This is a genomic window from Solirubrobacter ginsenosidimutans, assembly GCF_027587205.1.
The window spans coordinates 150,348-174,245 of record NZ_JAPDOD010000006.1 but is presented as its reverse complement, the minus strand read 5'-3'; the positions used below and the strand labels follow the sequence as shown (position 1 = coordinate 174,245).

The following is a 23,898-nucleotide window of genomic DNA, read 5'->3' as shown; positions in this document are numbered from 1 at the left end:
CGCCGGGTAGGGGCTCTGTGCGGGTGATGCCTGCCACCGAGCTCTGCGTGATCCACCCCGGCGCCCTGTCGGCCTCCTGCTGGGCCCGTCTGGCCTCTCACCTGCCCGCGGGCACGCCGGTCAGGGTGCTCGAGCTCGAGACGATCACCCGGTTCTGGGGCAACGACCCGGGGCTGACCGTCGAGGAGCTGGCCGACCGGCTCCGCGGGCGCCTCGGCAGCTCACGGGCGCCGCGGGTGCTGGTGGGCTGGGGCGTCGGCGGGGTGGTGGCGGACGCGCTCGCGACCCCCGCGCGGCGCGTCATCGTGCTCGACGGCGCGGCGCCCGGCGCTCTGCATGCCGAGCCGGGCGAGGCGCAGCGGCTGCGCTCGTTCGCGATGTACGTCGGCGCCCGGCGGGGCCGCGTGCTGAACCTCGACGCGGAGCGCCTCTCGCTCGCCCACATCGCCGAGGGAGCGGTGGCGGCGGGCGCGCTGCGCGAGGACACGGCGCTCGCCACGATCGAACGCTGCTTCGAGCAGCACTCCGCCCGCGTCCTGCGCGATCACCGGTTGACGGCGAGCTACACGCCCTCAGGGTCGCCGCTGACCGTGGTCAAGGCCGCCCGCAGCCTCGTCGCCGACAGTCGCGCGCTCGGCTGGGACCGCTTCGGCCCCGTCGAGGTGCTGGGCAGCGGCGGCGATCATTACTCGATGCTCACCGACGACTCCGCCGCGGTGCATCTCGCGATGCTGCTGCGGCGCTGGCTCGCGCCGGCGTATTCGAGCGCTGCCTAAACCGCGAACTCGGCGAGCTTGCGCAGGTCCTCGCTCGTCGCGTCGATCGGGGCGGTGACGGGCGTGACGGCGACCGTCAGGTCCGCGGCGGCTCCTCAAGCCCTGCTCGGGCGGAGGTCAAGAACCGCTCAGGCGCGCGGCGAGCGCGCGATCCGCGTGCGCGGCGGCGACCAGCGCGGCACCGAGCTCGGCCATCCGGCCGTCGCGGGCGGCGGTCTCGACGACGCGCAGTCGCGCCGCGAGGCGGGCGATGCCGAAGCCGGCGCTGGGGGAGCGCAGCGCGTGCGCGGCGTCGCGCAACGCGTCCGGGTCGGCGGCGGCGCGGAGGCTCTCGAGCCGCTCCGGAAGGCTGTCGCGGTAGACCTGCAGCATCTGGTTCACGAGCGCGCGGCCGCCGAGGTTGTCGGCCAGTTCGTCGAGCAGGCCGTCGTCGATCACCGGCGCGATCCGGCGGTCGAGCTCCTCGCGCAGCGCCGGCAGCGAGACGGGCTTGGCGATGTGCCCGTCCATGCCCGCGTCGCGGCAGCTCTCCACGTCCTGGGCCGCCGTATCGGCGGTCAGCGCGAGGATCGGGATCTCGGGGTCGCGGCGACGGATCTCCGCGGCGGCCTCGAAGCCGTCCATCACCGGCATCCGCAGGTCGAGCAGGATCGCGTCGAAGGGGATGGTCGTGGCGGCGTCGACGGCCGCCTGGCCGTTGTCGACCAGCGTCGGCTGCGCGCCGAGGCGCTCGAGCTGCATGCCGATCAGGCGGCGAAGCGCGGCGTCGTCCTCGGCCACGAGCACGCGGCTCGCGGACAGCGTCGCGTTGGCCCTCGCGGGCGCGATCGGCTTCAGCTCCCCCGCCTCGAGCGGGAGCTCGAGCGTGAACGCCGAGCCGGAGCCGAGTTCGGAGACGACGGTGACATCGCCGCCCATCGCGCGGGCGAGCCGGCGGGCGATGCTCAGGCCGAGCCCGGTGCCCGCCCAAGCGCGGGTGTGCGTGCGCGTCCACGGCTCGAACAGGCGTTGCAGGTCGTCCTCGCCGATGCCACGACCGGTGTCGGAGACCGTGATCAGCAGGCGCTCGCCGTCGATGCGGGCGCCGATGCGCGCGTGGCCGAACTCGGTGTACTTGACGGCGTTGGAGGCCAGGTTGAGGACGATCTGGCGCACGCGGGCAGGGTCGCCGCGCAGCGCGTCCGGAACATCGGGGGCGACGTCGACCAGCAGCTCGAGCGGACGGCCGCGCAGGCTCGGGCGTAGGACGCCGGCGATCGAGGTCAGCAGGCGGCGCGGGTCGTAGTCCTCCGCCTCGTTCTCGCTGCGGCCGGCCTCGGCGCGACTGACATCGAGCGTGTCGCGCACGAGGCCGCCGAGCGCCTGCGCGGCGTCGGAGATGACCTGCGCCAGTTCGCGCTCGCGCTCCGGCAGACCCGCGCCGCACAGCAGCTCCGCCGCGCCCGCGATGCCTGACAGCGGCGTCTTGATCTCGTGGCTCATCGTCGCCAGGAACTGCTCGCGTTCCTGCTCGGCGAGCTTGAACTGCGTGATGTCACGGAACGTCCACAGCCGGCCAGCGGACCCGTCCTCGCCCAGCGGGACGTGGTCGAACGTCACGCGCCGGCCGTCGGCGCACTCGAAGTGCACGAAGCGCACGGTCTCGCCGGAGTCGGCGATCTCCTTCAGCCGCGCCATGCCCGCCTCGGGATCGGCGAGCATCCGTTCGATCGGCTTCAGCATCGCCGACATCGGGCTGCCGATCAGCTCCTCGGCGGCCGCGCTGAGGTCCAGCAGCGAACACGCCTGCTCGTTGACGACGGCGACGTGGCCGGTCTGGTCGAGCATCAGGATCCCGTACGGGGCGCCCGCGACGAGCGCCTTGAGCTGCTCGGCCATCCGCCGGCCCTTGTCCTCGGCGGCCCGCGTGCGGGTGACGTCGCGGCCGATGATCTCGACCGCGATCGCGGCGCCGCCGCGGAAGCGCAGCGTCGCCTGGCCTTCGACCCACACCCACGTGCCGTCGTTGCGGCGCAGGCGAACCTCGATGATCCCGGTGCGCGGCTCGTCCGGGCCGGCGTCGGCGATCGCGGCGCGCAGGACCGGGACGTCGAGCGGGTGGGTGAGCGCGCGCCACAGGCGGCCGATGACCTCGTCCTGGCGCAGGCCGAGCGTCGCGCTGAAGCTCGGGCTGGCGTACTCGATCAGCCCGTGGCTGTCGAACATCCAGACGAGGTCGGGCGAGTCGTCGACCAGCGTCGCGATGCGGGCGGTCGAGCGGGCCTTGGCCTCGGCCTCGGTGATCCGCGTGTATGCGCTGATGATCGTGCCGTCCGGGCGCGGCGCGGAGCGCACGGACACCCAGACGTGGCCGCCGTCGACGTGCGGGATGCCGAACTCCTGGTCGACGCGTCCCTTGGTGCGCTCGACGCGGTGGGCGGGGAGCTGCTCGGGCGGGATCGAGCCGCCTCCGGGCGCGAGCAGCAGGCTCGGGTCCGACGGGGAGCCGATCAGCGCGTCGACCGGCGCGCCGAGCATCCGGGCCATTGCCTCGTTGGCGTTCAGGACCAGGCCGTGCGGGTCCCAGATCATCACGCCCTCTTCGAGGACTTCGGGCAGCGCGAGCGCGGGCGCCGCGACGGCCCCCAGGTTCACCGGCCGGCGCCCATCCGGTACCCGACACCGCGCACGGTGGCGACGAAGTCAGGCGAGCGCGGGTCGTCGGCGAGCTTGCGGCGGAGATTGGAGATGTGGACGTCGACGAGATGGTCGTCGCCGAACCAGTTCTCGCCCCAGACGCGCTCGAGCAGCTGGGCGCGCGAGAAGGCGACGCGGGGGGCGGCGGTGAGCGTTTCGAGCAGGTCGAACTCGATGCGCGTGAGGTCGAGCTCGGCGCCGTCGAGCTTGGCCTCGCGGGCGACCGCGTCGACCGTCAGGGAGCCGAACTGGCGGGTGTTGTCGGGGGCGATCGGACGCTGGGCGACCGCGGCGCTCGCGCTCGTGCGCCGCAGCACCGCCTTCACGCGGCCGACGAGCTCGGCGACGCTGAAGGGCTTGGTCACGTAGTCGTCTGCGCCCGCCTCGAAGCCGACGACCTTGTCGAGCTCGGTGTCCTGCGCCGTGAGCATCAGCACGTGGGCGTCGCTGAACTCGCGCACCCGCCGGCAGACCTCGACGCCGTCGATGTCGGGCAGGCCCAGGTCGAGGACGATCAGGTCCAGTGGATTGAGGGAGGCCGCCTTGACAGCGGCCTCCCCGTCCTCGGCCTGAGCGACATCGAAGCCCTGCTGCACGAGCAGGGCGCTGACGAGCATCCGGTTCTCGGGTGCGTCGTCGACGACGAGGGCGCGGGGTGCGGTGGTGATGCCGGGCATGATCAGCCTGGGTGATCGGCAGGTCGCGACGAATATGCACCGGGTAGAACTTCAGGCGTGCTCTTGAACGGTTTGTCTGACACCTCCGGTCGCGAGGCCGTGCGGGTGGGTCGGGATGCGCTGAGTTATGCGGAGCTGCGTTCCGCGGCGGGTGCGGTGGCGTCGCGGGTGGCGGGCGCGGGGCGGGTCGCGGTGTGGGCGGAGTCCACGCTCGAGACCTGCGTCGCGGTCGTGGGTGCGCTGTCAGCGGGCGTCCCGGTCGTCCCGATCAACCCGAAGGCGGGGACGCGCGAGCTACAGCACATCCTCAGCGATTCGTCACCCGAGCTGATCTTCGGCGGGCCCGACGGGATCCCGGTCGACCTCCGCGCGGCGGGTGAGTTGCCGGCGTCGGAGCCGGACGAGGACGCGCCGGCGATCGTCATCTACACGTCCGGCACGACCGGTCCGCCCAAGGGCGTCGTGCTGCCGCGGCGCGCGATCGCGTCCAACCTCGACGCGTTGAGCGACGCCTGGGACTGGACGGGCGACGACGTCGTCGCCCACGGGCTGCCGCTCTTCCACGTGCACGGGCTGATCCTCGGCGTGCTCGGGCCGCTGCGGCTCGGCGGCGGCGTGTGGCACCTCGGGCGCTTCTCCTCCGAGGCCGCGGGTGCGGCGCTGGCGGGGCGGGCGACGATGCTCTTCGGCGTGCCGACGATGTACCACCGGCTCGCGGCCGATCTCGAGGCGTCGCCGTCCTTGGCTGCTGCCGTGGGCTCGGCGCGGCTGCTGGTGTCCGGCAGCGCGGCGCTGCCCGCCGCCGACCACGCCCGGATCGCGGCGGCGTGCGGGCTGCTGCCGGTCGAGCGCTACGGCATGAGCGAGACGCTGATGAACACCGCGATCCGCGCCGACGGCGATCGGCGGCCCGGGACCGTCGGTCTGCCGCTGGACGGCGTGTCCGTGCGACTGGTGGACGACTCCGGCGCCGAGCTGGATGTCTCCGATGACGAGACCGTCGGCGAGATCCAGGTGCGCGGGCCGAACCTCTTCCTCGAGTATCTGAACCGCCCGGACGCCACGGCCGAGGCGCTGCGTGACGGGTGGTTCGCGACGGGCGACGTGGCGACGCGGGCCCAGGACGGCTACATCCGGATCGTGGGGCGCCGCGCCACCGACCTGATCAAGAGCGGCGGCTACAAGATCGGGGCGGGCGAGATCGAGAACGCCTTGAACGAGCACCCGGCAGTGGCCGAATCCGCCGTCACCGGCGAGCCCGACGACGACCTCGGCCAGCGGATCGTCGCGTGGGTGGTCGTCGAGGAGGGCGCGGCCCGGCCCAGCGAGAAGGAGCTGGCGGACCACGTCGCCGGCCTCCTGACGCCGCACAAGCGCCCGCGCGAGGTGCGCTACCTCGACGCGCTCCCCCGCAACGCACTGGGCAAGGTCACGAAGGCAAAGCTCGGCTCCTAGCGGTCGGAACGTGTGCTCGATCAGGTTCGCGCTCGCTCACCATCCGGCGCAGTTGACGTTCGTCCCCGAAAAATGGCGCGTCAAGTGCATCTCCCCCAGGTCGACTACACGGGGGAGATGCAGGGCAGCCGCCGCACCATCTTCATCGCGACCGTCGTGGCCCTGCTCGCCGCGGTGGCGACGCTCGGCATCGCCGCCTTCCACCGCCGCGCCGACGACCGCCGCGGCCGGTACGAGCAGCTGATGGTGATCGAGGCCAGCGCCGATCGGCTGAGCGCGCTCGAGTGGGAGGCCAGTTCGCGCCGCCGCGTTCCGCTCCCCGTTCAGGCCGAGGTGACCGCGCGACTGGACGCCATGCGCAGCCAGCTGCTGGCGCTCCAGGGCGACGGCGGAGCGGGTGCGACCCGCGCGCTCGCCGCCTACCGCACCCTCCGGCCCGGGCTCGAGCAGGAGTTCGCGCTGATGCGGTCGCGCGACTTCGCGAGCGCTGAAGCCGTCGTGGCCGTGGTTGACCCGGCATTCGACGACCTGCGTGACGAGCTGCGCAGCGCCGCCGCGCTCAACCGCCGGCTCGCGGCGCGCAGCGATCGCGTCTCGTGGATCGGCACGGTCGCCGTGATGATCCTCCTGGTGGTGGGCGTGACCGCGCTGCTCGGCCTGCTGGAGCGCGCCGGACGGCGGCGCCTGCACGACGGCCATCTGCGCCGGCTCGCCTTCTCGGACTCGCTGACCGGTCTGCCGAACCGCCCGCTGTTCGAGCGCCGGATCGCCGAGACGCTGGCCGCGGGTGAGCCCGCGGTCGTCGCGTTCCTCGACCTGGACGACTTCAAGCAGGTCAACGACTCGCTCGGGCACGCGGCGGGCGACCGCCTGCTGCAGATCTGCGGCGAGCGCCTGGAGCGCGCGCTGCGCGCCGACGACATGGTCGCCCGCCTGGGCGGCGACGAGTTCGCGATCCTGGCGCGCGAGGTCTCCGAGATCGACGCGTTCGTGGACCGCATCTTCTCCGTGCTCGCCGGCCCCGTCATGCTCGAGGGCAAGCGCCTGCATCTGCGCGCGTCGATCGGCATCGCCACGACCGCGGCCGGCCCGGACCTGCTGCGCAACGCCGACCTCGCGATGTACGCCGCCAAGGCCGCCGGCACCAACCGCTGCGCGCTGTTCACCGAGGACATGCACACCCACGCGGTGGAGCGCCTCGACCGTCGCGAGCAGCTCGAGCGCGCGATCGAGAACGAGGAGCTCGTGCTCCACTACCAGCCGATCGTGGATCTCGATCTGGGCCGGGTCGCGGGCTTTGAGGCGCTCGTGCGCTGGGAGCATCCGGCGCGCGGCCTGCTCGGCCCGGGCGAGTTCATCCCGCTGGCCGAGGAGACCGGGCTGATCGTGCCGCTGGGCCGCTGGGTGCTGCGCGAGGCCGCCCGCGACGCCGCCCGGTGGGCGGGTGCGCCCTATCTCTCCGTCAACGTCGCCGGCGCCCAGCTCGAGCAGCCGGGCTTCGTCGAGGAGGTCGCCTGTGCACTGGCCGACGGCGGCCTGGACGCCGCGCGGCTGGTCCTGGAGGTCACCGAGTCCTCGCTGGTGGGTGATCTGGAGGCCGAGCGCCTGCAGGCGCTGCGCCGGCTCGGGGTCCGCCTCGCGATCGACGACTTCGGCACCGGCTACTCATCCCTGAGCTACCTGCGCCGCTTCCCGATGGACGTGCTGAAGATCGATCGTTCCTTCACCCGCGATGCCTGCGACGACAGCGGCTTGTTGCAGGCGATCGTCGCGATGGGCGAATCGCTCGGGCTGGTGCTGATCCCGGAAGGCATCGAGGAGCCCGAGCAGGCCGACGCCCTGCGCGCACTCGGTTGCCGGTTGGGCCAGGGCTACCTGTTCGGGCGCCCGGTGCCGGCGGAGGAGCTCGTGGGCATCGCGGTGCGCGTCAGCGCACCGACTGCAAGCTGAGCTCCGTGCGGCCGGCCTTCTTGGCCAGGCGGCGGCGCAGCGTGGACTTGCCGAACGCGCTCTCGCCGGCGAAGCTCACGCTCACGTAGTACGAGTTCGCGCGGCGCAGGCTGGAGCTCAGCTTCAGCTTCAGCGACCACTTTCCGTTCTTTGGCTTCGCCTTGGCGGTGGTGAGCGTCGTGGTTCGGATGGCCTTCGCGAGCTTCGCGGTGATCGAGGCCTTGGCGCCCTTGGCGATGGTGCCGGACAGCGTGAGGGTCGAACCGCTTCGCCGCGCCTTCGTGACCCGGAACTTCGGCGGCGCGATCGAGCCGGATTCCAGCACCGGCGGCCGTGTCTGCAGGACGTTCGGCGCCTCGATCGTCGTCGGGTCGACCGTCAGCGTCGCGGCGTTGGCGGCGTTCGCGTTCCCCGCCTCGTCCTCGAGCCACACCTTGAGCGTCCGCTCTCCGGCCGGCAGGTCCAGCGAACCGACCCGGTTGATGCCACTGCCGGCGAACACCTTGCTCGCGTCACAGGTCGCGCCGTCACACACCTGCACGTGCGCCGCGGCGATCGGCGCCGCGGTTCCCTGATCCGGGTCGACCCACGTGAGTCCGTAGGTTCCGTCGGGGTTGCGCGAGAGCACGAGGCCGGTGGGTGCCGTGGGCGCGGTGCCGTCGACCTTGAGCACGGAGGTCGCCGTCCCGGGCTGATCGGCGGCGTCGGTCGCGACCGCCTTGAGCTGGTACGTCCCATCCGTGAGCTTGGAGGTGTCGACGCTCGCCGTCTCGTGCTGGCTCGGCGGGCACGGCTGCATCCGCGAGTAGTCGCAGGCCTGCTGGCGCTCGAAGAGCTTCGTGTCGCCCGCGAACAGGCTCAACGACTTCACGCCGCCGGCATCGCTCGCCTGGAGGTCGATGCTGTCGCTCCCGCTCTGCCAGCCGGAAGCGAGCAACGGCGAGAGAACCGGGGGCGCCGGGTCGGCCACCTGCGCGGTGGCGCTGTAGATGGCGACCCACGCCTGCGTGTTCTGCCGGCCGACGCAGGCCACGTCTTCGTCGGAGGGGCGGCACTCGACCCGGAAGGTCACCGACCGCGAACCCAGGTCCGGGTAGCTCATGGCTTCGCCCCCGGCGTTGCCGCGCTTGCAGTTCGAGGAATCGGCGCTGCCGCAGCCTTCGAGCACCCGCTCCGGGGTCGAGACCTCGACATTCCACGCCGAATTCAACCGGCCGATCGAGCGCCGGACGTCGAGCCGCTGCAGCAGCAGACCGGGCGGCGCGGCGATCGTCCACGAGGCCCCCGACCCGGCGAGCGTGAAGGTCGCGTTCGAGACGCCGGCGAACACCCCGCTCAGCAACTGCGAGCCGTTCTGGGGGCATTGCGTGCCGGTGGCGAGCGTCGACGGGCTGTCGTTGGACAGGACGAACGCGCTCGCCGAATTGGTCCCGCACGAGCGAACCTCATACGTTCCGGCGCGTGCCGGCGCGGCGGTGGCGAGGAAGGCGAGCCCGAGGACGGCGGCGACCAGCAGGTGTCTCATCGACGTCACGGGGGCGCCCAAATTTCCAGATCGCCGCCTCGATTTCAACCCGCGACGGACAATCAGCTCATGCGAACAGACTGGCCTGGAGCGGCGGAGGTCGCGGTCTCGCTGACCTTCGACGTGGATGCGGAGAGCGGCTGGCTCGGGAGCGATCCCGCGTACGCGGGGCGATTGAGCACGTTGAGCGAGGGGCGCTTCGGCGTGACGCGGGGGTTGCCGCGGATCCTGGCGATCCTCTCGAAGCACTCGATCAAGGGGACGTTCTACGTTCCCGGAGACACGGCGGAGCGCCATACCGACGCGATCAAGGCGGTGCAGGCGGCCGGCCACGAGATCGGCCACCACGGGTACCTGCACAAGCAGAGCGATGCGATCGATGCTCGCGAGCAGCGCGACGAGATCGAGCGCGGGCTCGAGGCGCTCGCGGGGCGGCTCGGGGTCACGCCGAAGGGCTACCGCAGCCCCAGCTGGGAGCTCACGCCCGAGACGTTCGCGCTGCTGAAGGAGCACCGGTTCGGCTACGACAGCAGCCTGATGGGCGACGACCGGCCGTATGTCGTCGACGGGCTGCTGGAGCTCCCCGTGCATTGGAGCCTCGACGACTGGCCGCATTTGCACTGGAAGCCCGGCCGGGGTGACGCGTTCACCGCGCCGGAGGCGTTCCTCGCCACTTGGCTCGCCGAATTCGACGCTGCCCGCGAGGACGGGCGCCACGTCACCTACACCATGCATCCGGAGGTGATCGGGCGCGGCCACCGGGCGAAGCTGCTGGATCGGATGATCGCCGCGATGACCGAACGGGCGAAGGTGTGGTTCGCCAGCCACGAGGATGTGGCAGCCTTCGTCAGTGGATGACCTTCCCCGTCCATCGTTCCGACGAGCGAACGCCGTACGAACGCGGGCTGGCGTTCGGGCGCGCGCAGGCGCGGCCGGTCGCGAACACGGTCGCGCTGTATCGCCGGATGTTCGCCGAGACCGACGGCTCCGACGCGAAGGCGATCGGCCACTCGGTCAACCTCGAGGCCGCCGAGCAGGAGGAGATCCGGGGGATCGCCGACGGCGCGCAGCAGGACGAGTTCGAGCTGCGGGCGGCCAACGCGCGCACCGAGATCCTCGCCGGCAAAGGCCCGAAGACGGAGTGCTCGGTCGTCGGTCAGGGCGGGCTGCTCGCCCAGAACTGGGACTGGCATCCGGACGCGGCCGCGTCGACGGTCGTGTGGATCGTCGAGCATGAGCATGGCTGGTTCGCGACGCTGACCGAGGCCGGGATCCTGGGCAAGATCGGGCTCAACGACGCGGGCCTCGGCGTGTGCCTGAACCTGCTGGAGACGACCGCCGACGGCGGCCTGGACGGCACGCCGATCCACCTGCTGCTGCGGCGGACGCTGCAGACGTGCCGCAGTGTCGACGAGGCGATCGAGCTCTTGACGAGCGCTTCCACGAGCGCCAGTTCGGCGGTGACCGTCGCGGCGCCCAAGGACGTCGCCAGCGTCGAGCTGTCCCCGGGTGGGGCGAACGTGATCCGCGGCGCCGTCGGCGCCCACACGAACCACTTCCTCGAGCCGCCGCGCCGCGGTGAGGACGTCGTGCCGGAGGAGTCGCCGAGCACGATCCCGCGCCTGGAGGTCGTCCGCACGCAACCGTTGCTCGACGCCCTGCGCAGCCACGAGTCCCACCCGAAGGGCGTGTGCCGCCATCTCGATCCCGCCGAGCCGTGGGTGGAGCAGACCGTCACGGTCGCTTCGGTGGTCATGAACCTCGCCGCGCGGCGGTTCCACGTCGCGGCCGGCCAGCCCTGCACCCACGAGCACGTCCAGATCGCGCTCCCGGTCGCGGCCCACGCGTGATCGACGCGGGGCGGGCGACGGTCTTCGGGCTGAGCGCGATGCACGCGCTGTGGGCGACCGGATCGCCGTTCCCGTTCGCCGACCAGCAGCAGCTGGCCAACGCGGTCCAGGGCACGGACACCGTCCCGAATACCGCGTGGTGTCTCGCCGTGAGCGCCGGGCTCGCGCTCGGCGCCGCGCGCGCCCCGCGTATCACCGCCGCCGCCTTCGCTGCCCGCGGCGTGATCGGCCTGGCTCGCCCGCAGCTCCTGCCCGCGGGCGACAAGCCACCCTTCGCGACGTTCAACGCCCGGCTGTACTCGCCGGGCTGCCTATTGATCGCCGCGGCGCTGGCCCGCGCTACGCGGGCGTCTTAGCCTTCGGCTCCGCCCGCAGCGACAAGACCGCGGTCACCGCGAGGGTGCCGGCGATGAAGGCCAGCGACAGCCAGATCGGCACGTGCCAGACGTCGATCAGCAGCATCTTCACGCCGATGAACGCGAGGATGACCGACAGGCCCTGCGTGAGGTAGACGAAGCGGTCCATCAGCCCCACGAGCAGGAAGTACAGCGCCCGCAGGCCGATCAACGCGAACGCGTTGGCGGCGAAGACGATGAAGGGCTCCTGGGTCACGGCGAAGATCGCCGGGATCGAGTCGACCGCGAAGAGGATGTCCGTCGAGGCGATCACCACGAAGACCGCGAGTAGCGGCGTCGCGACGCGCTTGCCGTTGACCTTGGTGAACAGCTTGTCGCCGTCGTAGTCGTCGGTCATCGTCACCCGCTTGCGGAGTTGCTTGAGCAGCGGGTTGTGCTCCGGCTCGATCTCGACGTTGTCGTGACGGGCGAGCTTGTACGCGGTGTAGAGGAGCAGCGCGCCGAAGACGTAGAACGTGATGTGGAACGCGTCCAGCAGCGCCGCGCCGGCGATGATGAAGACCAGCCGCAGGACGAGCGCGAGCATGATCCCCCACGCGAGCACCTTGCCCTGGACCTTCTCGCCGGGGACGGCGAAGTAGCTCAGGATCACCGCGAAGACGAACAGGTTGTCGAGCGAGAGCGAGCGCTCGAGCAGGTAGCCGGCGAAGTACTGCGAACCGGCCTCACTGCCCTGCCACACCCAGAAGATCGCGCCGAACGCCAGCGCCACGACGATCCAGCCGACCGACCAGAGTGCATTCTCGCGGACACTCGGTATGTGCCCGCGGGCGTAGACGAAGAGGTCGAACGCGAGCATCGCGACGATGACCGCGCCGAGGATCGCCCAGGTTCCGAGAGAGATGTCGAGGTTGAGCTTGTCGGCTTCGGCGGCAGCGGTGAGCAGCAAGGGGTCTTCTCCTGGTGGTTGGAGAAGGTTTCGTCCGCCTTGCTTCAGGCCGATGACGCCGGGCCGCTATCGGCGGCCGTGTTGACGTACGTCACCCGTCGGGACTACTTCCCTTCAAGGAACAGCGTAGCGCGTTTCGCTCATAACGTTCTCATAAAGGATCTGTCCCGCACGCTCGAGATCGGCCGGATCGTGGGCGGCGGTGGCGACCAGGCGGAGCCGGCTCGTCCCCTCGGGGACGGTGGGCGGGCGGATCGCCTGCGCGAAGATCCCGTGCTCCAGCGCCGCGGCCGAGCGTTCGAGCGCCGCCTCGGGCGAGCCGAACACGAGCGGGACGATCGGCATGTCGCTCTCGGGCAGATGCAGTGCCGCGCGGAGTGTCCGGGCATTGGCATGGAGTCGCGGAACGCGCTCCGGCAGCAGCTCGAGCGCTTGCAGGGCGGCGCCGATCGACGGCGGCGGCAGCGCGGTGGAGTAGATCAGCGTGCGGGCGCGGTTGACGAGCACGTCCGCGGTCTCGGCGTCGCAGCAGACGAAGGCGCCGTACGAGCCGAGCGCCTTGCCCAGCGTGCCCACCGTGATGACCTCGTTCGCGAGCCCCAGCTCGTGCACCAGCCCGCGTCCCTGCGGGCCGATCACGCCGGTCGCGTGGGCCTCGTCGACGATCACCCGCGCCCCGGTCTCGACCAGCGCCTCGAGCGGCGCGATGTCGCCGTCCATCGAGAAGACCGCGTCGGTCACGATCACGTCGGCGCCTTGCGGCACCTCGCCGTGCGGATAGATCAGCGTCTGCGCGCGGGCCAGGCGGCAGCCGTCGACGATCGAGGCGTGGTTGAGCGCGTCGGACGCCACGATGCCGTCGGTCGCGAGCGCGGCGATCACACCGGTGTTGGCGAGAAAGCCGGAGCCGAAGAGGACGCACGCCTCCGTGCCCTTGAGCTCGGCGAGCCGCGCCTCGAGCTCCGCGTGGATGCCCATGTGCCCGCTCAGCAGCGGCGAAGCGCCGGCGCCGGCGCCCCACTGCTCAGCCGTGCGCGCCGCGGCCGCGCGCACCCGCGGATCGCCCGCGAGGCCGAGGTAGTCGTTCGAGCACAGCAGCAGGACTTCGCGCCCGTCGAGCGTGACCTTCGGGCCCTGTGCGCTCTCGATCGTCCGCAGCTCGCGGTGCAGGCTCGGGTCGATCAGGGGCAGCGGACGCACGTCGCCTCATAACCGGTCGGCAGCACCTGGACCGCGAGCTTGCGGCCGCAGTCCGCGCAGAAGCGGGGCGGGTCCAGCGGGCGCAGGCAGCGGGCGTGCTCCCCTTCGCGCACGGGCTTGCCGCACCCGGCGCAATAGGGCGCGAGAGCTCGTCTCTCGACTTCCGTGATCACAGGGTTTTGCTGAGCTCCTTGACCGGCATCGAGAGCTCCGCGAGAAGGTCGAGATCTTCCTGCGGGTCGCGGCCGAGCGTGGTCAGGTAGTTGCCGACGATGACGGCGTTGATGCCGCCGACCATGCCCTGGCGCGCGCCGAGGTCACCCAGCGTCAGCTCCCGCCCGCCCGCGAAGCGCAGGATCGTGCGCGGCAGCGCGAGCCGGAACGCCGCGATCGTGCGCAGGGCATCGAGCGCCGGCACCGGCTCGAGGTCCGCGAACGGCGTGCCCGGGCGCGGGTCGAGGAAGTTCAGCGGCACCTCGTCCGGGTCCAGCGCGGCGAACTGCGCCGCCAGCTCGGCGCGCTGCTCGAGCGTCTCGCCCATGCCGATGATCCCGCCACAGCAGACCTCCATCCCCAGCTCGCGCACGAGCTCGAGGGTCTCCCAGCGCTCCTCCCACGTGTGGGTGGTGACGACCTTGCCGAAGTGCGAGCGGGCGGTCTCGAGGTTGTGGTTGTAGCGGTGCACGCCCAGGTCGGCCAGCTCGTGGCCCTGCTCGCGGGTGAGGATGCCGAGCGAGCAGGCGACATTGATGTCGACGGCCTCGGTGATGGCCTTCACGCCGTCGCGCACCTGCGCCATCAGCCGCTCGTCCGGGCCGCGTACGGCGGCGACGATGCAGAACTCGGTGGCGCCGGTCGCGGCGGTCTCGCGCGCGGCCTGGACGAGCGACGGGATGTCCAGTCGCACCGCCCGTACGGGCGTCTCGAACCGGCCCGACTGGCTGCAGAAGTGGCAGTCCTCCGGGCAGCCGCCGGTCTTGATCGAGACGATTCCCTCGACCTCCACCTCAGGTCCGCAGTGGCGCATCCGCACCTCGTGGGCGAGCTCGAGCGCGTCGTCGACCCGCTCGTCGGGCAGCTGGAGGACCTGCAACGTCTGCGCCTCGTCGAGGCCGACGCCCCGCTCGAGGACCTGCTCACGGGCGATGTCGAGGATCATGCGGGGATCTCCAGTTTGAGGTCTTTGCCGCCTTCGGGAAGCTTGCCGAGGACAGGGGCGATGGCTGCGAGGTCGTCAAGGTTGCAGAGCGAGGCGAGATCGGGGTCGTGCGGCCACGAGCCGATCACGATGCCGAGGCATCGCAGGCCGCGGCGCTCGATCGCCTCGACCGTCAGCGCAGTGTGATTGAGGGTGCCGAGGCCGGCGCGGGCGACGACGATCAGCGGCGCGTCGAGCAGCTCGGCCACGTCGGCGATCGTGCCGCCGTCGCCGAAGCGCACCAGCAGCCCGCCGGCGCCCTCGACGACCACCCGCCCTTCGAGCGTGTCGACGAACCGCGCGATCTCCTGCGGCGTGATGCACGGCACGCCGGCGCGGGCGGCCGAGCGCTCCGGCGAGAGCGGCTCGGGATAGGCGGCGAGCGTGTGGACGGTCGCGCCGGAGCGCTCGCGCACGGTGCGCGCGTCGTCGTCATCGCCCGTCTGCGCGGCCTTGACGTAGGTGCTGCGCTCATCGCAGAGCGCCGCGGACACGTAGGTCTTGCCCACGCCGGTGTCGGTCCCGGTTACGACGATGCGCATGCCACCATCGCCTCGGTGATGCGCGTCAGGTCCTCGTCGGACGTGATGTACGGTGGCATCGTGTAGATCAGGTTCCGGAAGGGCCGCAGCCACACGCCGTGCTCGACGGCGACGGCCGTGACCCCCGCGACGTCGACGGGTGCGTCGAGCTCGATCACGCCGATCGCGCCCTTGACCCGGCTGCCGGACACGTCCTGCAAACCGGCTGACAATCCGGTTTCTATGCGCGCAACATCGGACCGCCACGCGCCGTTGGAGAGGATGTTGGTTGACGCCAGCGCGGCGGCGGTCGCCAGCGGGTTGGCCATGAAGGTCGGCCCGTGCATGAGCGGCCCGTTCAGGCGCTCCGCGACCGCCGCCGTGCAGAGCGTCGCCGCCAGCGTCATGTACCCGCCGGTCAGCGCCTTGCCGAGGCAGAGGATGTCGGCGTGCTCGGCCGCGGCGAACAGCGTCCCGGTCCTTCCGAAGCCGGTCGCGATCTCATCCAGGACGAGCGGGACCTCGTGCGTGTCACACAGCTCGCGCAACAGCGCCACGCATTCCGGCGGGTGAAAGCGCATCCCGCCTGCGCCTTGGACGATGGGTTCGACGATCACACCCGCAAGGTCGTCGTGGTCCTCGAAAAGCTGACGAACTGCTTGTTCCCACTCCGGCGTCCACTCCGGAAGCGGCGCGAAGACGTGTTCGGCGAGCGTTCCCTTCCACATCGAGTGCATGCCGCCGTCGGGGTCGCAGACCGCCATCGCGCCGAACGTGTCCCCGTGGTACCCGCCCCGCCAGGTCAGCAGCTTGCGCCGTTCCCCGTGCCAGTACTGCAGGACGAGCTTGATCGCGACCTCGACGCTGACGCTGCCCGAGTCCGCGAAGAACACGTGGTCGAGCCCGGTCCAGTCGGTCAGCCGCTCCGCCAGCCGGATCGCGCCCTCGTGGGTGAGGCCGCCGAACATCACGTGCGCCATGCGGTCCAGCTGTTCCCGCACCGCCTCGTCGATCTCCGGGTTGCGATAGCCGTGGATGGCGCACCACCACGACGCCATCCCGTCGATCAGCTCGCGCCCGTCGGCGAGCTTGAGCCGCACACCCTCCGCCGAGACGACGGGCAGCGGCGGCACGACAGCGGGCATCGGCCCGTACGGGTGCCACACGCGACCGCGGTCCAGCTCCAGCAGCTCATCCCACAACGTGGGCGTGACTCTATTAGCCCGTTGGATCCAGGCGTTCCCGGCGGGCGGAACTGCTGCCGGTTCCGGGGTTGATGGACACGAGGTCGGCGGCCAGCGGCTGGAAGCTCGGCTTGAGCGTGAAGACGAAGCGGGCGATGCCGAGCGCCGTCGGCTCGCTCAGGTTCCCGGTCCCGCCCGCCCCGACGCTCCCGCCGTTGATCACCGTCACGCCCGGCTGCTTTTGCAGATCGGCCTTGTGGGTGTGGCCGACGAGGAAGACCAGCGGCTGCTGCGGCGGCTTGTCCTTGAGGATCTGCAGCGCGGGGGCGATCAGCGCCGGCTCGTGGACCATCACGACGTCGACCTTGCCGATCAGCGGCATCAGCCATCCCGTGAACTTGTCCTGCTCGACCGGGTCGGGCACGCTGTCGTAGCGGTCCTTGAAGGACTCCGCCGAGCGGCGCTCGTAGGGATCGTCGTAGCCGGCGACGCGCAGCCCTTCGATCGTGTGGACGAGGCGCTTGTCGGTCGTCCCGTCCTCCCGCATCCGCCCCGTGCGGGTGAGGACGATCGCGCCTTCGCCCGCGAGCGCGCGGGCGAGGTAGTCGGAGTCGTGGTTGCCGGTGACGAACACGAACGGCTTGCCGCTGTGCGCGGAGCGCCGGACGAGGCTCGTCTCGAGCTGGCTGCCGCGATCGGTGAGGTCGCCGACGAAGAACACCGGGCCGCCGTTGGACAACCGCTCCAGCACGCCCAGCCCGACCGTGTTGTTGTGCAGGTCCGACGCCACGGTGATCACCGGCTGATCGGCGAGGCTGCGGCGCCGGCCCGGGGCGACGACCAGGCGGGCAAGGCCGACGAGCTGCGCGTCGAGCTCCTGGTCGAGGACGCCGCTCGTCCTTCGTGCCGCCTCGACCGCCTCCAGCGCCCGCGGGATGTCCGGCCCGTGGGCGTAGTACTGCGGGTCCGAGATCTCGCCTCGCGGGGGGATGAGGACGACCAGCGCGACGCCGATCCCGAGGCTGGTGACGATCGCCAGCAGGCTCGTCCATCTCAGCCGCGGCACGCGGGAGCGGATCGCGAAGGCGACCAGCAGGCCGAGGACGAGCGCCGCCGCGACGACGAGCGCGATCAGCTTGCGCAGGTAGTTCGCGAGCGCGTCGCGGGCCTCGCGCCGCACCTGCTGGACGTCCAGCGACTTGCCCTCGGCCAGCGATTGGGCGACGGTGCGGTCGATCGTCTGCAGATCGACCTTGACCCGCAGCGGCGCGCGGATCGCCTCGAAGCGCGCTCCCCAGTCCACGAGCGGCACGTAGACGTCCAGCGCCCCCTTGTGCCCGGGGTCGATCGACATCCGGATCTCGCCGACAGAGAGCCGATCCTCGTCATGGAAGCTGACGAGGGCGAGATAGCCGCCGAACAGCGTGGCGGCGAAGACCAGTAGCAGCGCCAGCAGGCGCCGCAGGTTCAGGAGGGCGCGGACCTTGACCTTGAGCCAGCTCCTGACAGGAGGTCGCTTAGTGCTTGGTGTTCGCTCCAGAAGGCCAGGTCCTGCCATGGGATGTCGTTCGGCGCAAATGCCCGCACCTCGAGGGCCTCCTCACTCAAAGAGGGAGTGCCCTGTGTGGTCGCTGCATAGACCACAACTACCGTGCGTTCGTCCGCACGCGAATAAACGCCCACGAGCTCCGTGATTTGCACCCGAAGGTGCAGTTCTTCCATCACCTCGCGCGTGGCGGCGGTCTCGATCGTCTCCCCGAGGTCGACGAACCCACCGGGAAGTGACCAGTGCCCGCGCCGGGGCTCAAAGCCCCTGCGCATCAGCACGATGTCCCCGTTCGGGTCGATCGGGATGACGGCCGCCACCGGCTTTGGGTTATAGAAGGCGCCGTAGCCGCAGTGGGTGCAGGTGATCGAGCGCGGGTAGTCGATCTGGGGCGGCCTTCCGCAGCGCGGGCAGTGGTGGACGTCCTCGAGCGCCGGGTTCAGGCCGCTCATCTCCGGTGCTCCCACAGCTCCATCGGGCCCAGTCTTCTCAGGCCCAGCTGCTGGTAGAGGCGCTCGCCCAGTTCGGTGGCCTGGAGCGTGATCGTGGTCAGGCCCTGGTTCTGGGCGTCGGCGAGCGCGGAGCGCATCACCTGCGTCGCCAGGCCGTGCCGTCGTGCCTGCGGGACCGTGGCGACGAAGGACACGCCGCAGTCTTCGCCGTGGTGCAGAGCGAGCGCGACGGCGCCGGGCGCGCCGTTCATGTCGGCCCGGTAGCCCCTGAGCGTGCCTTCCTGGAGCGTGGTCAGCGTTCTTTCCAGCCGCGAGTCCACGTTGCCGTAGGCGAGGTCATTCACACGGCCGACGGTTCTCAGCCCGGCGTTCGGGTGCGCATTGGCGGTCGTCAGGTCGAGGCCGAGCTTCTCGATTGTCGCCCCCATGCCCGGCGAGGCGGACGCGATGGCGAGCCCTTGGGCGCGAAGCTGGCTGGTGATGTGGCGGGCACCGCCGTCGATCCACACCGCCCAGCGGCGGACCCCCGCGTCGCCGTAGGTGATCTCCAGCTCGGTGAGGGCGTCGGGCGCGGCCTCGGGATTCAGCGCGACGGCGGCGTTGAGCGCCGGTGAGTCGGGCGCGCTCGGCACGACGCTCGCCACCAGTCCCTCCTTGCGGAGCACCCACCCGTTGCGGGCGCTTCCGCCCAGCAGGGTCTGCAGGGCGGCGAAGCCTTCCCACAAGCGGCGTCTGAGCTCCGCGTCATCCATTGGTCGGCGGAGGATATGGCGTTACGGCGTGGCCGAGCCCCGGGGAGTGGGCTCGGCCGCGCTGTAGGGAGGTCTGTCTCTAGAAGATGGTGGCGCCGGTGTGGTCAGCACTGGCGCTGGGAGCGAGCATGGCTGCGCTGCCATGTCCGCGAACGTCGACTGCCGGTGAGAGCGCATTGGCGGCCGAGGTGCGGCTGTTTCGCGAGGAGGAGGTTCGCTTCAGCACGAAAGGGATCTTGCCCTTTGCGGGTGCCGGTTTTGGGGGCGGTGGCCGGTCAATGTGGGTGTGGCTAGCCACCCGGTCGTGCTGTGCCGAGGATGTACGGCAGGCGGGGCTCGAGGGCGGCGGACCGGAACTCGATCCGGTCGAGGCGCTCGATGACGAACCCCGCGGCGGCGATCGCGGCACCCGTGTCGCGCGAGAGATGGCACCCGGCGGCGAGGGCCGGCCACGCGCCGCTTCGATCGGCCATTTGGAACAGCGCCCGCTTCGGTTGCTTTCGCGGGATGACGTGCTCGTAGAAGCGCAGTTCGCCTTGGGCGTGCAGCACGCGCCGCAACTCGCGGAGCGCTTTCGCTTGGTCAGGAACGCTGCAGAGGACGAGGCTCACCACCGCGGCGTCGAACTCGCCGTCCGCGAAGGGCAGGTCCTCGGCGAGGCCGGCGATCACGGTGACCGCTACGGCGGCGGTCTTGGCGGCCGCTTCCGCGAGGCCTCGCAGCGTCGGCTCAGGCTCGACGGCGACCACTTCGGTGACCGTCGGCGGGTAGTGCGCGAAGTTCCCGCCGTGGCCGGCGCCGACTTCGACCACACGACCGGCGAGGCCGCGCAGCAGCCGTTGGCGGTGCTCCGCGGCGCCGCGCCGGTCCGCCCGGGCCGCCACCCCCGGATAGACCCGCGCGAAGCGTGGATGCGGCGTTTCGGTGATGGCCTGGATTGATAGCGCGATCCTTGGGTCACAAACGCGGTGGCTGGTTCGATTGGTGTGAGTACATGGATGCGACGGACGACGCCCTTCTCACTTCCGGTGATCTGGAGGACTTCGGCCGCTTCTACGACCGCTACGCCCGCACGCTCCTCGGGTTCTTCCAGCGCCGCACGGGCAATCCCGAGGTGGCGGCGGACCTGACCGCCGAGACGTTCGCGGCGGCTTTGGTGTCGCGTGCTCGGTATGTGCCGCAGGAGGCGGGGGCGGGCGCATGGCTGTTCGCGATCGCCCACCGGCGGCTGTCGGACTACCGCCGCCGGGGGCGGGCGGAGGAGCGGATGCGCGCCCGGCTCGGGATGGAGCCGGTTGCTGTGGGTGAGGAGGACGTCGAGATGATCCGCTGGCTTGGTGAGGAGGTCGCGACGCAGATGGTCGAGGACCTCGAGGAGGACCAGCGCGACGCGATCCGCGCGCATGTCCTGGAGGACCAGGGCTACGCGGAGATCGCTCGTCGTGGGCGGCTCAGCGAGTCGACCGTGCGCAAGCGGGTGAGTCGCGGCCTGAAGATCCTGCGCGACCGAGTTGGAGAGAGCCGATGAACAGCGACTACGTCTCGCGGTTGCGCGCCGAGTTGTTGCGCGCGGGTGCGGCAGCTCCGGCGCCGCGGCGCCGCGCTCGCGTGTCGCGGCCGCTCGCCGGAGCCGTGGGCGTCGCGCTGCTCGTGGCCGTGGTCGTGCTGCTCCTGCCGGGCTCGCGTCGTGACGAGGTCCCGGCGCAGAACGCGGGCACGCTCACGTATCGCGTCGTCGGCGGGGACGCGGGGAAGGCCGCGGAGATCCTGCGCTTGCGTGTCAAGGCCGCCGGCGTTGGCGGCGAGGTGGCCAGCGGCGGAGGTGTCCTGACGATCCCCGCGGCCGGCGCCGACGCGACGGCGCCCGGCCGTTTCGCGATCTACGACTGGGAGCGCTCCGTGCTCGGGCCCGATGGCCGGCCCGTGCCGACCGATGACGCGGTGACGGGTGGTCCGAACGCCGGCCAGGCGGGTGCGTTGAGCGAGTCCGCGGCGCGCGCGCTTGCCTCGCGGAGCGGCGGGCGCGCGTTGAAGGCCGACGGCGGGTGGTTCGCGCTGGCGGACGATCCCGCGCTCACCAACACGGACGTCGCTGCCGCGCGTTCCGACGGCACGACCGTCGCGCTCGACCTCACCCCGGGCGGCCGGCAGGCGTTCCGGACGCTGACCCGCACCTTGGCGCAGCGCGGCGCCGACCAGGCCCTGGGGGGCGATCCACTCCAGACCTCCCAGCACCTCGCGCTGGTGCTCGACGACCGGATCGTCTCGGTGCCGTACATCAACTGGCGCGAGGCGCCGGACGGCCTCGACGGCGCGTCCATGTCCGGGTTCGCGACACCGCGGGAGGCGCGGCTTGCGGCCGCCGTGCTGTGCTTCGGGCCGCTTCCAGGCACCCTCCAGCTCATGCAGGGCTGATGACGGCCTTGACCACCCGCTTGACGTCGTCGGCGTCCGGGGGAGGCCCGGTGAAGAGCATGTGGGCGGCGCCGATCAGCGTGGGGCGAGTGTGTCGATGTCGGCGCCGCTCGGCTGCCGCAGGCGAAGCTGGGCGAGTTGCTCGCGGCCACCGGGGCCGCGATCGACGCGCGGTTCACGATGCCCTACGCGACGATCGTGCTCACCGCGGCGAGGCGTTAACGCAGTTCAGCCGGCTCGATGGCCGGCTGCGCTGCAATGGGGAGATGACGCGGGTGGCGTGGTCAGCGCCAGCGCGTGGAGGCGAGCATGGCCGCGCTGCCATGTCCGCGAACGTCGACTGCCGGTTGAAGCGCATTGGCGGCCGAGGTGAGGCTGTTGGGCGAGGAGGAGGTTCGCTTCAGCACGAGGCGAAGCTTGCCGGTCCGCGAGGGTGTCCTTGGGGGCGCTGCCCGGTGAATCGAGGGTGTGGACAGCCGCCGTCCGACGTGCGGTTGACCCCGCGGTCACTGAGCGATGTCCGGCCCCGTTGCGTGACCACTTGACGCCGCGTGCCCGGCTGTCCTGCATCGCGGCTAACCGCCGGCGGAGCTTCGGGTGCCCGCCGCGAGCTCGGCCTCCATCTCGGCGTAGACGTTCACGTAGCGGATCTCGTCACCGCCGCAAGCGTCGTAGACCTTCCGCTCGCCGAGCGGCTGCTCGAGGTAGACGTGGGTGGGCACGTCGCATGGCTCGCCGTCGTCGATCACCGGCGGCTGTGAGATGAGCCCCAGGACGACGACGCACTCGTCGTCCTCGACCACGACGATGTCCGCGAGCACCTGTCCCGGCCAGAGCACCCACCGCAGTTGAAGCCGTCCGGCCTCACGCTCCATGTGCCCCGCGCACCGGTGGACGTACAACTGCCGGGGGTAGCTGTCGAGGATCTCGACCCGCGCCTCCTCGCCGAAGCGCGCACGAACCGCGGCGCGCACCCGTTCGTCATCCCCACCGGTGACCTCGAGCGTCAGCCGGCCGGCCGTGCACTCGGCGTCGACGACGGTGATCCCCTGGCGAAACAGCGCGGTGCGGTCCTTGGCGGTGACGATCTCGTCCATGCCGAAGACGGTCTCACGGGATCGGGCGATCGCTCCCCGCCGTGACTGAATTGGCACGAAGTTGTTGCAGAGTTAACGCAGTTCAGCCGGCTTAGCCGGCTGTTCTGCATTAGGGAAGTTCTGGCGTGGGCGTGGTCAGCGCCAACGCTGGGAGGCGAGCATGGCTGCGCTGCCATGTCCGCGGACGTCGACTGCCGGTTGGAGCGCATTGGCGGCCGAGGTGAGGCTGTTTCGCGAGGGGGAGATTCGCTTCAGCACGAGACGTATCTTGACCGCCCCGGGGCCGTGTCTCGGGGGCGCCACCCGGTCAATCGATGGTGCGGTTGTCCCCCTCGAGCAGTGGTGCTGGCCGCTCGAAACGCAGTCCAGCCGAGCTCGCTGGTCAGGCGGGCCCGGCTGCACTGCTGTCCATCGGGGGCGTCCGCGCGGAGGGGTCAGTTCCTGCGAACGCGGGGTGTCCAGGGCTGCGCTGCCGAGGACACGGGCGTCGGTCGCCGTTCAAGCGCGATGGCGACAGAGACCTTGGCTGGTGAGCGGGAGGGTGTTCGCTTCAGCACGAGACAGAGCTTGGCCCCGGACCCTGGGGTTTTCCTGTGAGCGCCCTGAGCGGTTACCGGGAGAACTGGGACTCGTGGTAGCGCCGCAGCGTGTCCTCGTCCGGCGGGTAGGTGCCGCGCAGCGGCGCGCCGTTGGAGATCTCGTACTGGATGAAGCGCTCGAGCTTCTCCTGCTCACGTGACGCCTCCGCCACCTCGTCGGCCAGGTGCCGCGGGATGCACACGACGCCCTCCGCGTCGCCGACCATGATGTCCCCGGGGTAGACGGCGACGTCCGCGCACCCGATCGGCACGTTGATGTCCGTCGCGTGGTGCTGGGCGAGGTTCGTCACCGGGCTCGCCCCGGCCGCGAACGTGGGCAGGCCGAGCTTGGCGACCTCGGGCGTGTCGCGCAGCGAGCCGTCCGTCACGAGCCCGCCGGCTCTTCTCGCGTTCAGTCGCGTCGCGAGGATGCCGCCGGCGGACGCCGCACGCGTTTGCCTGCGGCAGTCCATGACCAGGACATGACCCGGCGGAACATCCTCGATCGCCTTGCGCTGCGGGTGGTCGTAGTCCTTGAAGACGTCGAGCGTGTCGATGTCCTCCCGCGCGGGGATGTAACGGAGCGTGAACGCCGGCCCCGCCATCGGCAGCTGGTTGAGCGGCGTCACGCCGTGCAGGAAGACGTTGCGCAGGCCGCGCGAGAGCAGCTGCGTCGTGATCGTGGCCGTGCTGACCGACTTCAGGAGCTCGAGGGTGCGATCCATGGTCATGGGAGGATTG

The 23,898-nt window shown here is 71.2% G+C and carries 23 protein-coding genes; 8 read left to right on the top strand and 15 right to left on the bottom strand.

Going from position 1 to position 23,898, the window contains the following annotated elements; genetic code table 11:
• The first annotated feature begins 26 nt into the window (after nt 1-26).
• Entirely contained in the window at nt 27-776 is a 750-nt protein-coding gene (locus tag OM076_RS10435; RefSeq protein WP_270039666.1) for a hypothetical protein, read from the top strand.
• Nucleotides 777-893: 117 nt separating this feature from the next.
• Here OM076_RS10435 and OM076_RS10430 read toward each other — a convergent pair whose 3' ends face one another.
• Together OM076_RS10430 and OM076_RS10425 are read right to left on the bottom strand one after the other, a co-directional pair.
• Nucleotides 894-3,410: a PAS domain S-box protein gene (locus tag OM076_RS10430; protein WP_270039664.1), complete on the bottom strand. Its 2,517-nt coding sequence runs from the start codon at nt 3,408-3,410 to the stop codon at nt 894-896.
• Complete coding sequence (locus OM076_RS10425; protein ID WP_270039663.1) at nt 3,407-4,129, bottom strand: response regulator transcription factor; 723 nt, start codon at nt 4,127-4,129, stop codon at nt 3,407-3,409. Before OM076_RS10425 ends, OM076_RS10430 begins: the two co-directional genes overlap by 4 nt.
• A 72-nt stretch (nt 4,130-4,201) precedes the next feature.
• Here OM076_RS10425 and OM076_RS10420 point away from each other — a divergent pair, with 72 nt between their 5' ends.
• Entirely contained in the window at nt 4,202-5,584 is a 1,383-nt protein-coding gene (locus OM076_RS10420) for an acyl-CoA synthetase (RefSeq protein ID WP_270039661.1), read from the top strand.
• A gap of 84 nt (nt 5,585-5,668) precedes the next feature.
• Nucleotides 5,669-7,534, top strand: a complete 1,866-nt coding sequence (locus OM076_RS10415) for a putative bifunctional diguanylate cyclase/phosphodiesterase (RefSeq protein ID WP_270039660.1) — start codon at nt 5,669-5,671, stop codon at nt 7,532-7,534.
• Here OM076_RS10415 and OM076_RS10410 read toward each other — a convergent pair.
• The gene (locus tag OM076_RS10410) at nt 7,512-9,059 is read right to left on the bottom strand and encodes a hypothetical protein (protein ID WP_270039659.1); all 1,548 of its coding nucleotides are present in this window, start codon (nt 9,057-9,059) and stop codon (nt 7,512-7,514) included. The genes OM076_RS10415 and OM076_RS10410 overlap by 23 nt on opposite strands.
• A gap of 69 nt (nt 9,060-9,128) precedes the next feature.
• Here OM076_RS10410 and OM076_RS10405 point away from each other — a divergent pair, with 69 nt between their 5' ends.
• The 3 genes from OM076_RS10405 to OM076_RS10395 are packed head-to-tail and all read left to right on the top strand — an operon-like array spanning nt 9,129 to nt 11,265.
• Entirely contained in the window at nt 9,129-9,917 is a 789-nt protein-coding gene (locus OM076_RS10405) for a polysaccharide deacetylase family protein (protein WP_270039658.1), read from the top strand.
• Complete coding sequence (locus tag OM076_RS10400; RefSeq protein ID WP_270039656.1) at nt 9,914-10,909, top strand: C45 family autoproteolytic acyltransferase/hydrolase; 996 nt, start codon at nt 9,914-9,916, stop codon at nt 10,907-10,909. The genes OM076_RS10405 and OM076_RS10400 overlap by 4 nt, the downstream gene beginning before the upstream one ends.
• Nucleotides 10,906-11,265: a hypothetical protein gene (locus OM076_RS10395; protein WP_270039654.1), complete on the top strand. Its 360-nt coding sequence runs from the start codon at nt 10,906-10,908 to the stop codon at nt 11,263-11,265. Before OM076_RS10400 ends, OM076_RS10395 begins: the two co-directional genes overlap by 4 nt.
• Here the strand turns inward: OM076_RS10395 and OM076_RS10390 are convergent.
• The 10 genes from OM076_RS10390 to OM076_RS10345 form a co-directional block, all read right to left on the bottom strand.
• Nucleotides 11,249-12,214: a TerC family protein gene (locus OM076_RS10390; protein WP_270039653.1), complete on the bottom strand. Its 966-nt coding sequence runs from the start codon at nt 12,212-12,214 to the stop codon at nt 11,249-11,251. The two genes, OM076_RS10395 and OM076_RS10390, sit on opposite strands and share 17 nt — an antisense overlap.
• 114 nt (nt 12,215-12,328) lie before the next feature.
• On the bottom strand, nt 12,329-13,414 hold the full coding sequence (locus OM076_RS10385) for an aminotransferase class I/II-fold pyridoxal phosphate-dependent enzyme (protein ID WP_270039652.1): 1,086 nt from the start codon (nt 13,412-13,414) through the stop codon (nt 12,329-12,331).
• Entirely contained in the window at nt 13,396-13,587 is a 192-nt protein-coding gene (gene bsaP / locus OM076_RS10380) for a biotin synthase auxiliary protein BsaP (RefSeq protein WP_270039650.1), read from the bottom strand. Before bsaP ends, OM076_RS10385 begins: the two co-directional genes overlap by 19 nt.
• Nucleotides 13,584-14,573, bottom strand: a complete 990-nt coding sequence (gene bioB / locus OM076_RS10375) for a biotin synthase BioB (protein WP_270039648.1) — start codon at nt 14,571-14,573, stop codon at nt 13,584-13,586. The genes bsaP and bioB overlap by 4 nt, the downstream gene beginning before the upstream one ends.
• Nucleotides 14,570-15,154 carry a dethiobiotin synthase gene (bioD, locus tag OM076_RS10370; RefSeq protein WP_270039646.1) on the bottom strand — a complete coding sequence of 195 codons (585 nt, stop codon included), beginning with the start codon at nt 15,152-15,154 and terminating at the stop codon, nt 14,570-14,572. The genes bioB and bioD overlap by 4 nt, the downstream gene beginning before the upstream one ends.
• On the bottom strand, nt 15,139-16,278 hold the full coding sequence (gene bioA / locus OM076_RS10365) for an adenosylmethionine--8-amino-7-oxononanoate transaminase (protein WP_372518022.1): 1,140 nt from the start codon (nt 16,276-16,278) through the stop codon (nt 15,139-15,141). The genes bioD and bioA overlap by 16 nt, the downstream gene beginning before the upstream one ends.
• 73 nt (nt 16,279-16,351) lie before the next feature.
• Nucleotides 16,352-17,875, bottom strand: a complete 1,524-nt coding sequence (locus tag OM076_RS10360; RefSeq protein WP_270039643.1) for a metallophosphoesterase family protein — start codon at nt 17,873-17,875, stop codon at nt 16,352-16,354.
• Nucleotides 17,785-18,315, bottom strand: a complete 531-nt coding sequence (locus tag OM076_RS10355; RefSeq protein ID WP_270039641.1) for an NUDIX domain-containing protein — start codon at nt 18,313-18,315, stop codon at nt 17,785-17,787. Before OM076_RS10355 ends, OM076_RS10360 begins: the two co-directional genes overlap by 91 nt.
• A complete protein-coding gene (locus tag OM076_RS10350; RefSeq protein ID WP_270039639.1) occupies nt 18,312-19,067 on the bottom strand; it encodes a GNAT family N-acetyltransferase in 756 nt (251 codons plus the stop codon). The genes OM076_RS10355 and OM076_RS10350 overlap by 4 nt, the downstream gene beginning before the upstream one ends.
• 290 nt (nt 19,068-19,357) lie before the next feature.
• Nucleotides 19,358-19,951: a class I SAM-dependent methyltransferase gene (locus OM076_RS10345; protein ID WP_270039637.1), complete on the bottom strand. Its 594-nt coding sequence runs from the start codon at nt 19,949-19,951 to the stop codon at nt 19,358-19,360.
• Between the two features lie 110 nt (nt 19,952-20,061).
• Between OM076_RS10345 and OM076_RS10340 the strand changes: the two genes are divergently transcribed.
• Both OM076_RS10340 and OM076_RS10335 read left to right on the top strand, forming a co-directional pair.
• A complete protein-coding gene (locus tag OM076_RS10340) occupies nt 20,062-20,595 on the top strand; it encodes an RNA polymerase sigma factor (RefSeq protein WP_270039636.1) in 534 nt (177 codons plus the stop codon).
• Complete coding sequence (locus tag OM076_RS10335) at nt 20,592-21,482, top strand: SecDF P1 head subdomain-containing protein (protein WP_270039634.1); 891 nt, start codon at nt 20,592-20,594, stop codon at nt 21,480-21,482. The genes OM076_RS10340 and OM076_RS10335 overlap by 4 nt, the downstream gene beginning before the upstream one ends.
• Before the next feature lie 575 nt (nt 21,483-22,057).
• Here the strand turns inward: OM076_RS10335 and OM076_RS10330 are convergent.
• Together OM076_RS10330 and OM076_RS10325 are read right to left on the bottom strand one after the other, a co-directional pair.
• On the bottom strand, nt 22,058-22,579 hold the full coding sequence (locus OM076_RS10330; RefSeq protein ID WP_270039633.1) for a hypothetical protein: 522 nt from the start codon (nt 22,577-22,579) through the stop codon (nt 22,058-22,060).
• A gap of 610 nt (nt 22,580-23,189) precedes the next feature.
• Nucleotides 23,190-23,882 (bottom strand): ribonuclease activity regulator RraA, encoded by a 693-nt coding sequence (locus OM076_RS10325; protein WP_270039632.1) that lies wholly within the window; start codon nt 23,880-23,882, stop codon nt 23,190-23,192.
• Nucleotides 23,883-23,898: the final 16 nt, after the last annotated feature.